Origin of the sequence: Endozoicomonas atrinae (assembly GCF_001647025.1) — a bacterium.
GTDB lineage: Bacteria > Pseudomonadota > Gammaproteobacteria > Pseudomonadales > Endozoicomonadaceae > Endozoicomonas > Endozoicomonas atrinae.
On sequence record NZ_LUKQ02000247.1, the window covers coordinates 1 to 7,825 of the forward strand.

Below are 7,825 nucleotides of genomic sequence, written 5' to 3' on the forward strand. Positions count from 1 at the left end.
CTCGCATCAGGTGTGGAATCAGGGTGTTAATCAGCCATTTGTCATCATCACTGAAGCGGTTCTCTTCATTCCCGCGGCTGATTCTCAAGCTGCACTTGGCGCCATCAGGTGTGTGGATATCAGCGCCTAATATATGGTGAACATTAATAGGTGCCAGAAATTGTTGAAAATACTCGGACTGGTGTCGTTCATCTTCCGGAATGAATTCATCCAGTGTTACTACCTGGCCACTGGGTAGATCAACAAAAGGGTCCAGTGCAAAAAAGTGCTCATTATAGGAGGTTAGCGCTTCATTATGGTGGGCACCGCCAGTACTGAGAATCAACCCTTCGGTATCCTGGGACGGAGGGCGCAGAATTAAGGTAGAAAAGCTGGCGCCAATCTGCTGTTCCAGGCATTCCAGAAACAGCTTCCAGGGCACTTTGCTTTGTAACCCCCCGTACAGCTTGTCCACCAAATTACTGAATGCTTCAACACTGATGGTTTTGCTCATTAGGCTTTTCTTCGTTTTATGATCCGAATGGTAATCGGAAGATCCATTTGTCCGTGATTATCGCCTGATTCAGTTAGAAAAACCAAGGTCGTTTACAGTTGCTTTCTATTTCAGTGGTTCTGGCTCGTTAGTCTTTTTAGACGATGAGAGTTTACCGGGCAGCCGCAAGAATCCATCATTGACTTCGCCTGCCTTTATGGACTGCTTCAGCAGCAGGCTGGAAAAGGGTTGTGTTACCACAATCATGGCGATACCGGTAACCTTCTGGCTTCCTGGACAAGGCTATGGATAATAATAAAAATGAGTTTTCTCAAGGCGTGGCGCTGGTAGTTGGTGGCAGCGGTGGTGTTGGTGCTGCAGTCTGTCATCGTCTGGCAGAGCAGGGCGCAACCGTTGCACTGACCTACAACAACAACCGGGATAAAGCGCTGGAAGTGGTTGCTTCCCTGGCTGAAGCCGGTGGGCAGGCAGAGGCTTTTCAGCTCAATATGGGGGACAGGGAAAGTGCGGAGAAACTGTTTGCTGACCTTGCCGATCAGTATGGCAATATTCATACCGTAGTGCTTGCTACTGGCTACGATATCCCCCAGCAGTTTATTTCAGAAACGACACCAGAGCTCTGGCAGGACATTATCCAGTCGGATGTGAATGGCTTTTTCAATATTGCGCATACGGCCATTCCTTACCTGAGAAAAGAGGGAGGTGGCTCTATAGTTCATATCAGCTCTGCGGGCCTGTTCCGTTTCCCCGCCCGGGATGTCCTCTCCGTTGCTCCAAAAGCAGCCATTGAAAGCCTGATTAAAGGGATTGCAAAAGAAGAAGGTGCCTATGGTGTAAGGGCAAACAGTGTTGCCATTGGTGTTATTGAGGCTGGTATATTTTTAAGGCTGAAAGGTAAGGTGTTTGATCAGGCCTGGGAAGATGCGGTATTGCAGAACCTCTGCCTGAAGCGTTTTGGCCAGGCTGAAGAAGTGGCCGATGCCGTGAGCTTCCTGGCTTCCAACCGAGCACGCTATATCACCGGGCAGATCATTTGTGTAGATGGCGGATACCACGTTTAAGCAATCAATATCCCTAAAACGATTCCCATAATAACGACAAGGGGTAACTAACTTGGAAAACAGAACGTCGGATAATAGCAATAATAAAAAAGGCGGGAGCAAACCCTGGGACACCATTGTTGATGTGGTGGTCGTGGGATCTGGTGCAGGGGCATTAACCGCTTCACTGCGTGCCCATGATCTTGGTCTGAAAACGCTGGTGGTGGAAAAAACCAATCAATATGGGGGCACTTCAGCCATCTCCGGCGGCGGTATCTGGATTCCAAACAATTTCCAGATGCAGTCCATGGGGATAAAAGACGCTGATGAGGTAGCCGTCGATTACATCAAGCGGGTTATTGGAGAAGAGCCGGGGGATGGCCGGATTGAAGCCTATGTGGCCAATGCCAAGAAAATGCTCCGTTACCTCGAAGAGAACACGCGGGTTCGTTATGAGGCCCAGTCTGCCTATGCGGATTACTACCCAGAGTTACCGGGCGGGATGCCGGGCTATCGCTCCATGGATCCCATCCCCTTCCATGCCAGCAAACTGGGCAGTGAATTTGAAAACCTGAGACCAACGACACCTGCCACATTGATGCTGGGGCGCATGGCCATGACCATGAAAGAGGCGCGTGTATTACTCTGCCGTGGTAAAGGTTTTCTGCTGACCAATATGAGAATTATGTGGCGCTATTACCGGGATATCTTCTGGCGGATGAAATCCAGGCGGGACCGATTTCTTACCCTGGGAAATGCGCTGATTGCCGCTTTGCGTGCCTCCATGCTGGATCGAGATATACCCCTGTGGTTGAACAGTCCAATGGAATCTCTGGTGGAAGAAAATGGTCAGGTTATCGGGGTGGTGGTTAATCGTAATGGCAAGCAGGTCAGGGTAAAGGCCAGAAAAGGAGTGATCATTGGTGCCGGAGGCTTTGAAAGTAATCAGGCCATGCGGGAAAAATATCACCCTCAACCTTCACAGAGTCTCTGGAGTGCTGCGCCAGAAGGGATTAATACCGGGGACGGTATTCAGGCTGGCCAGAACCTTGGGGCCGCAACGGCATTGATGGAACACAGCTGGTGGGCGCCGACCAGCCATGTTGAGGGTGAAACACGCTCCAGGGCCATGTTTGTAGAGCGTGCTTTACCCAACTGTATTCTGGTCAATAAAGACGGCAAGCGCTTTATGAATGAAGCGGCTCCCTATAATGATTTTGGAGACGGCATGTACGGTACTGAGTCTGTACCATGCTGGTTTGTCTTTGATGCGCAATACCGTCATAAATACCCTTGTGGTGCATTACTGCCAGGCTATGCAGTGCCAGATAAAGCGGTGCCGAAGCGATATAAAAGCTTCTTCCAGAAAGCGGAAAGCCTTGAGGCACTGGCAGAAAAGATTGGAGTGGATGCTGCTGGTTTGCAGGAAACAGTTACAAGTTACAATCAGTATTCGGCAGAGGGCAAAGACCCTGAATTTGGCAAAGGGGATTCTTTGTTTGATCGCTATTACGGTGACCCAAATACAACGCCTAACCCCTGTCTTGGGCCTCTGGAGAAAGGCCCATTCTATGCGGTGAAAGTTAATATCGGTGATATTGGCACCAAAGGTGGCCTGGTTACCGACGTCGATGGTCAGGTACTTAAAGAGGATGGCTCTCCAATCTCCGGACTGTACGCGATCGGCAATACCTCTGCTTCGGTCATGAAGCAAACCTATCCTGGTGCCGGTTCAACCATCGGCCCAGCCATGACCTTTGGTTATCTTTCGGCAAACCATATTGCGCAGCGTCAGGTAGATGCCCGTACGGTTAAAGCGGGTGACGTAGCGGCTGAGAATACTCAGGAGAATAAAAATGCTGTTGAAGCCTGAATCGGTTGTTCTGGTGACTGGTGCAAGCCGTGGAGTTGGTAAGGGCATCGCTCTGGCACTGGCGGAAAGTGGCGCCACGGTTTATGTAACGGGAAGAAGCCAGCAGGAAGGGGATGCCCCTTTACCGGGAACGGTATTCGCTACTGCTGCAGCAATCAATGAGCGTGGTGGCAAAGGCATTGCGGTGGTCTGTGATCACAGTGATGATGCACAGGTTGAGAAACTGTTTGGGCGGATTCAGAAAGAGTCTGGTCGCCTGGATGTGCTGGTAAATAATGCCACTGCCGTTCCTGACGAGTTGACCCAGACAGGTCCATTCTGGGAGAAAAGCCTCTCTCTTCTGGATATCCTGGATGTAGGAATGCGCTCTACCTATGTTGCCAGCTATTACGGTGCAAAAATAATGGCAGAGCAGAAGCAGGGACTGATTGTTCATACATCGTCGTTTGGTGGGCGCTGTTATATGCACGGTCCTGCCTATGGCGGTGGCAAGGCCGCGGTGGATAAGTTTGCGGCGGATATGGGGGTTGATCTCAAGCCTCATAATGTCGCCTGTATTTCGCTCTGGTTAGGTCTGGTTCTGACAGAGCGTACCCAGCGTGTGTTTGATGCTGAACCTGAAAAATACGCAGACTTGGCTGCGACTGCAGAATCTCCTGAGTTTGGTGGACGTGTGATTGCTGCTCTGGCAAACAGTGATGATATGCTGGAGCGAACCGGACGTATCTGGGTTGGCGCAGAACTGGCAGAAGAACTCAGTGTTAAGGATGTGAATGGTGCGCAACCACCTTCTCATCGGGCATTCCTGGGTGGGCCGGCAATGCCTAATCCTGCGGTTATTGAGTAACCTCTTCCTTTTTGCAGCCTTCGATGTCATAGAATCTGAGGCTGCAACCTCCTTTCTATCTTTTTGAATATTTCCTGCCTCCGATTTAATTCATCTTTATATCTGCGCATTCATTGAGCGCAGAGGCCGCATATTGATAGCCGACAATGGCCAGTTTTTGTAATTGAGGGCTGTTATTGGCTGCGTAGAATGGAATGTATCAGTGAACCGGCTTCTTTTTCGGTTTAAAAGCATGGTTCCAATTGGTTGATCAGGGTGAAAGTAATGAGTCAACAAAATAATAATAAAGAACTGGAAGCCCGAATGGCTGCCATGATTGGTGTTGAGGTGGGTCCACAGCGAAGCTGGGATCCCGTCAATCTTCCAATGATCCGTCACTGGTGTCAGGCGATGGGCGACGACAACCCCATGTACACCAATCTGGAATATGCAAAGCAATCCGACCAGGGATCAATTATTGCTCCACCCACCATGATTCAGGCCTGGACCATGAAAGGTGTGACGGAAACGCCGGCACCGGGTTCAGTTCCCAGAACTGAAGAACAGCCATATGTTCTCGATATGCTGGACGAAGCGGGCTATGTCTCTGTTGTGGCGGTTAACTGTGATCAGGAGTATTTCGGTTACGTAAAGCCCGGTGATGATATCTCCCATACCATGACCATCGAGTCGATCTCTGAGTTGAAACAGACGGCCCTGGGGGAAGGGTATTTTGTTACTGAACTGTGGACGTTTATTAATCAGGACAATGAAAAAGTTGCAGAGATGCGCTTCCGTCTGTTGAAGTTCAAAGCTCCCCAACAGGCTCAGCGTCCGGCAAGTGCCGACAGCCAGAGCAATAAGCCTAAGGCTCCCCAGCGCCCCCGTCCAGGGTTGAATCGTGACAACGCATTTTTCTGGGAAGGCTTAAAGCAGGGCAAGCTATTAATCCAGCGCTGTACTTCCTGTCAGACTCTGAGACACCCGCCTTCCCCAATGTGCCCAAGCTGCCAGTCTCTGGAAAAAGACGTGGTAGAAGCCAGTGGTAAGGGGGTTATTCACAGCTTTGTCAATTTGCATCATCCGGCGGTGCCTGCCTTTGATGATCCGAACCCTATTGCCCTAGTGGAACTGGAAGAAGGCACAAGACTGGTCGCAGGGTTGATCAATATTGAGCCGGAAGACGTCCGTATTGGTATGCCGGTGAAGGCTGAAATTACCCAGTGTGATGATGAGCTGACACTTGCTCTGTTTAGTCCGGTAGCGGAATAAACCGGGAAAGCATGAACAGGTGTTGTTGCTCCGATGATTGGTCGGAGATTGAGGCAACATTTTATAAGAATAAAAAGAGAATAGCGGAGTCAGTGTAATGGATTTTTCATTTAGTGAAGATCAGGGAGCGATTCGGGATCTGGCAAAACAGATTCTGTCTGATCAGGCAACCGAGACCCGTCTGAACCAGCTGAAAGCAGAAGGTGAAGGGTTTGATAAAAACCTCTGGTACCAATTTGCAGAATCTGGGCTGCTGGGGATGGCCATTCCTGAATCATCCGGCGGCAGTGGTTTTGGTTTAACAGAGCTATGCCTGATGCTTGAGGAGCAGGGGCGGCATGTTGCCCCTATGCCATTGCTTCCTTCCCTGGTGCTGACCGCGCTGCCGATTGCCCGCTTTGGCACTAAAGAGCAGCAGGAAAGATACCTGCAGCCACTCGCCTGTGGTGAACACATTCTTACAGCGGCACTTGCCGAGCAGAGCATGCCTGAGGCTGTCAGGGCTGAAGCAACGGTCTCAGCTAATGGCGACAGCCTGCTTCTGAACGGAACTCGTGAGTGTGTGCCTTATGCTGGCGAAGCTAGGGCTATTTTAACACCAGCAACGGATGAGTCAGGTAACACGGTGTTGCTTCTGGTTGATACCCAGGCGGCGGGTGTTGAGCTGACCGCACAGACCAGTACGCATGGCGAACCCCTTTATACCGTACAAATGGCGGACGTTGCTGTTAGACCGCAGGATGTTCTGGTGGATGCTGAGAGTGGTAAAGAAGCACTTGAATGGATTATTGCCCGTGGTCAGGTGGCGGCTGCTGCGACAATGGTTGGTGTGACTGAAGAGGCTTTACGGCGTACCGCTGAATACACAACAGAGCGTAAGCAGTTTGGTAAGGCCATTGCCGGATTCCAGAGCACCACCATGCGTTGTGCAGACGCTTATATCGATATAGAAGCCATGCGCTCCACTTACTGGCAGGCGCTCTGGCAACTTGAAGAAGAAAAGGCCGCTGCGCCGGCCGTTGCTACTGCTAAATGGTGGGCCTGCATCGGTGGTGGTCGTGTGGTGCATACCGCTCAGCACCTGCATGGTGGTATTGGTGCCGATATTGACTATCCACTCCACCGTTACTTCCTTTGGGCCAAGCAGCTTGAATTGAGCCTGGGTGGTGGTACTTATCAGCAGGCGGCGCTTGGTGCACTACTGGCGGACGAATCAGCAGAGGTCAATGTATTATGAGTGGGCTCGTGATTGCTAATCAGGACAAGACGCAGCAGTTTAATGATCTGCGTTTCGATCAGGTAGATGTTGGTCAGAAGCTACCGGTTCAGGAGATAGACGTTACAACGCGCCTTATTGTTTCGACGGCACTGGCCTCTCGTGATTATCAGAATGTTCATCATGACCGGGATCAGGCTCAGGCTCTGGGCTCTCAGGATATCTTTATGAATATTCTGACCACCAATGGTCTGGTTGGCCGTTTTATTACGGACTGGACCGGACCAAAAGGGCGTCTGAAGTCGGTCAAGATAAAGCTGGGTGTGCCCAATTATGCCGGTGATGTCATGAAGCTGGTGGGCAAGGTGCAGGACAAGCGGGAAGTATCAGGGGAAAACCTGGTAGAAGTTGCAGTGACTGGTAAGAACAGCATGGGTAATCATGTTACAGGCACCGTTGTGGTCGCCTTGCCGGCAGTAGACCAGGGAGAATGAGAAATGGCAGCAGGATCTCTCAGTGGCCAGGCCGCAATCGTAGGTATTGGCGCAACCGAATTTTCCAAGAACTCCGGTCGCAGTGAAATGACGCTGGCTGTGGAGTGCGTAACTTCAGCGTTAGAAGATGCTGGTATCCACCCTTCAGAAGTGGATGGTCTGGTTACCTTCACCCTGGATAATAACCCTGAAATAGAAGTGTTTCGTGAGATCGGTGGGGAAGAGCTCAAATTTTTCAGCCGGATTCATTACGGTGGTGGTGCTGCCTGTGCAACGGTACAGCAGGCGGCGATGGCGGTGGCCAGCGGAGTGTGTGAAGTTGTCGTTTGCTACCGGGCAATGAATGAGCGTTCGGAATACCGTTTTGGTGCCGGTATGCAGGATACCCAGGCTCAGGCCGATTTTGAAACGGCGCATTATGGCTGGTATATCCCCCATGGTCTGGTTACTCCTGCTTCATGGGTAGCCATGTGTGCACAGCGTTATACCAATTCCATTTTTAAATTATGAAATAACAGCCCATGAACGGGAGCATAGACTTTTCAATCGGCCAACTTCAGAAAGTAATTCATTCCATGCCTCACAGCATTTATTGATAATATCTTCATAGT

7 protein-coding genes and 1 pseudogene are annotated in these 7,825 nt (G+C 50.6%); 7 read left to right on the forward strand and 1 reads right to left on the reverse strand.

The window, feature by feature from the left end:
- Positions 1–493 (reverse strand): annotated as a pseudogene (locus tag AK963_RS22815) (helix-turn-helix transcriptional regulator); the annotation flags it as partial.
- Between the two features lie 284 nt (positions 494–777).
- Between AK963_RS22815 and AK963_RS22820 the strand changes: the two are divergent.
- The 7 genes from AK963_RS22820 to AK963_RS22850 all read left to right on the forward strand — a co-directional run bounded on the left by AK963_RS22820 (position 778) and on the right by AK963_RS22850 (position 7,724).
- Positions 778–1,554, forward strand: a complete 777-nt coding sequence (locus AK963_RS22820; RefSeq protein WP_066017718.1) for an SDR family NAD(P)-dependent oxidoreductase — start codon at positions 778–780, stop codon at positions 1,552–1,554.
- A 52-nt stretch (positions 1,555–1,606) separates the two neighbouring features.
- The gene (locus AK963_RS22825) at positions 1,607–3,406 is read left to right on the forward strand and encodes an FAD-binding protein (RefSeq protein ID WP_066017719.1); all 1,800 of its coding nucleotides are present in this window, start codon (positions 1,607–1,609) and stop codon (positions 3,404–3,406) included.
- Positions 3,390–4,253, forward strand: a complete 864-nt coding sequence (locus AK963_RS22830; RefSeq protein ID WP_066017720.1) for an SDR family NAD(P)-dependent oxidoreductase — start codon at positions 3,390–3,392, stop codon at positions 4,251–4,253. Before AK963_RS22825 ends, AK963_RS22830 begins: the two co-directional genes overlap by 17 nt.
- A 264-nt stretch (positions 4,254–4,517) precedes the next feature.
- A complete protein-coding gene (locus AK963_RS22835) occupies positions 4,518–5,504 on the forward strand; it encodes a bifunctional MaoC family dehydratase N-terminal/OB-fold nucleic acid binding domain-containing protein (RefSeq protein ID WP_083232849.1) in 987 nt (328 codons plus the stop codon).
- A 97-nt stretch (positions 5,505–5,601) separates the two neighbouring features.
- Entirely contained in the window at positions 5,602–6,741 is a 1,140-nt protein-coding gene (locus tag AK963_RS22840) for an acyl-CoA dehydrogenase family protein (protein ID WP_066017722.1), read from the forward strand.
- Positions 6,738–7,214 carry a MaoC family dehydratase gene (locus AK963_RS22845; RefSeq protein WP_066017723.1) on the forward strand — a complete coding sequence of 159 codons (477 nt, stop codon included), beginning with the start codon at positions 6,738–6,740 and terminating at the stop codon, positions 7,212–7,214. The genes AK963_RS22840 and AK963_RS22845 overlap by 4 nt, the downstream gene beginning before the upstream one ends.
- A 3-nt stretch (positions 7,215–7,217) precedes the next feature.
- Positions 7,218–7,724: a beta-ketoacyl-[acyl-carrier-protein] synthase family protein gene (locus AK963_RS22850; RefSeq protein ID WP_202969834.1), complete on the forward strand. Its 507-nt coding sequence runs from the start codon at positions 7,218–7,220 to the stop codon at positions 7,722–7,724.
- The last annotated feature ends 101 nt before the right edge of the window (positions 7,725–7,825 follow it).

Coding starts and splice junctions, on each gene's coding strand:
- AK963_RS22820 (WP_066017718.1), top strand. CDS start 778: ATGGATAATAATAAAAATGAGTTTTCTCAAGGCGTGGCGCTGGTAGTT.
- AK963_RS22830 (WP_066017720.1), top strand. CDS start 3,390: ATGCTGTTGAAGCCTGAATCGGTTGTTCTGGTGACTGGTGCAAGCCGT.
- AK963_RS22835 (WP_083232849.1), top strand. CDS start 4,518: ATGAGTCAACAAAATAATAATAAAGAACTGGAAGCCCGAATGGCTGCC.
- AK963_RS22850 (WP_202969834.1), top strand. CDS start 7,218: ATGGCAGCAGGATCTCTCAGTGGCCAGGCCGCAATCGTAGGTATTGGC.
- AK963_RS22840 (WP_066017722.1), top strand. CDS start 5,602: ATGGATTTTTCATTTAGTGAAGATCAGGGAGCGATTCGGGATCTGGCA.
- AK963_RS22845 (WP_066017723.1), top strand. CDS start 6,738: ATGAGTGGGCTCGTGATTGCTAATCAGGACAAGACGCAGCAGTTTAAT.